2 protein-coding genes are annotated in these 1,622 nt (G+C 72.7%); both read right to left on the minus strand.

Annotation, left to right across the window (positions count from 1 at the left end):
- Positions 1-150: 150 nt before the first annotated feature.
- Entirely contained in the window at positions 151-492 is a 342-nt protein-coding gene (locus VGI02_RS10195) for a group I truncated hemoglobin (RefSeq protein WP_331627225.1), read from the minus strand.
- Between the two features lie 132 nt (positions 493-624).
- Positions 625-1,440 (minus strand): histidine phosphatase family protein, encoded by an 816-nt coding sequence (locus tag VGI02_RS10200; protein WP_331627226.1) that lies wholly within the window; start codon positions 1,438-1,440, stop codon positions 625-627.
- Positions 1,441-1,622: the final 182 nt, after the last annotated feature.

Here is a 1,622-nt window from a genome sequence, read left to right on the forward strand (position 1 = left end):
TACCTCGCGATCGGCTCGGACCTCGCGGGTCCGCACCACACGCCGGGCTTCGACCTCGACGAGTCGGTGCTCGGGCCGGGTGTCGACCTGCTGGAACGGGCCGTCCGCGACCTCGCCGCCGGCTGATCCGCAGGCGACAGACCCGCGGCGTCAGGCCTGCGCGACGGCGGGCTCCAGCGTGCCGGCCCGATCGACCGGCTCCTGCTTGGTGACCTCCGGGCGGTAGTGCTCGATGACGTCCATGAACTCCTTGTGCTCGGCGGCGGGCACACCGAGGAAGTTCAGGGTGGCGGCGATCTCGAAGGCGACGGCGTCGAACTGCTCCGAGGTGATGGCGAGCGTCTCGTGCGCCGTCACCATGCTCAGGCCGGGATAACACTTCGGCCCGCCCGCCGCCTCGATCGACCACGCGGTGACGAGGAACTTGTAGCCGGGCGTGTCGACCTCCAGTCGATCATGAAAGGTGATCTGACCCACTGTGTCGGCGCGCACACCCTCCGGTCAATGGCACCCCAGAGAATTGTGCCCTCGTCGTAGTGCGGACAACCGATCCCGTCCTCGCGGCACTCGCCGGGATGGCGGTCCCCACGATGGGCCCGGGCTGACTCGGGAGCCCGCGGCGGGTCACGATCCGCCGGCGGGACCCTTCCGGCGGCCGCGCAGGTAGGCCGGGTCGATCCAGGGCGGGATCACGGTGGTCAGGTCGACGGGCATCAGGTGCTCGCGGAAGCCGACGGTCGCGGAGTCGCCGTCGAGGCGGACGTCGACCTGTTCGAGGTTCACCGGTTCTCCGGGGTCCTGGCCGATCGCGGCGGCGACGAAGGCCCGCATCGGCCCGGAGTGCGAGCTGACCAGGGCGACCCGGCCGTGCTCGGGCTGCGCCGCGAGCGCCTGGATGCCGGCCCACAGTCGGTAGACCGCGATCTGCGGCGGCTCGAAGTAGCGCGTCGTGGAGATCAGCCAGCGGTCGATCGGCCCGCCGGTCTTGGAGTCCTCGCCGTGGTCGGAGTCGAACCGGTCGAACTCGAGCGCCCAGTCCGGGGTGGGCTCGCCCGGGTCCAGCGCGAGGCGACGGGCCGCGACCCCGGACGACTCGCGCGCCTCGCCGTCGTACAGGAACTGCAGGCTGTCGAAGTGCGCGTCGGGCTCGAGGTCGCCGACGACGAGGCCCCGTCCGGCGCCGAGCTCCTCGTCGAGCGTCGCGACCAGCGCCTCGCGCAGGGTCACGGCCGTGGCCGTCCCGCGCGCGGTAGGCGCGTGCGGGAGACGCACCCGCTCCCCCGGTCCCATCGTCGCGGCCAGGTCCTTCCCGAGCGCCCGCCCCGCCTCACGCGCCTGGGACTCCCCCAGCTCGGTGAGCCCGACGTCGTCGAAGTAGCCGTGGGTCTCGCCGTGCCGCAGGAGCACGACGCGCATCTCGGGTCCGCCGGGGGTGGCCACCCGCTCAGCCTGCCGCGCCGGGTCGCCGGAGTTCCAGTCCGGTGTTGCACGGCGGCGAACGAGTCGGCTCCCGTGCGACGCTGGCCGCGTGACCGAGCAGCGGATCCTCTCTCGCGCCGACCTGGACTTCCTGCTCCACGACTGGCTCGGCGTGGCCGACCTCCTCGAGCGCCCGGAGTTCG

Source organism: Actinomycetospora sp. (genome assembly GCF_036497245.1).
Taxonomy (GTDB): domain Bacteria; phylum Actinomycetota; class Actinomycetes; order Mycobacteriales; family Pseudonocardiaceae; genus Actinomycetospora.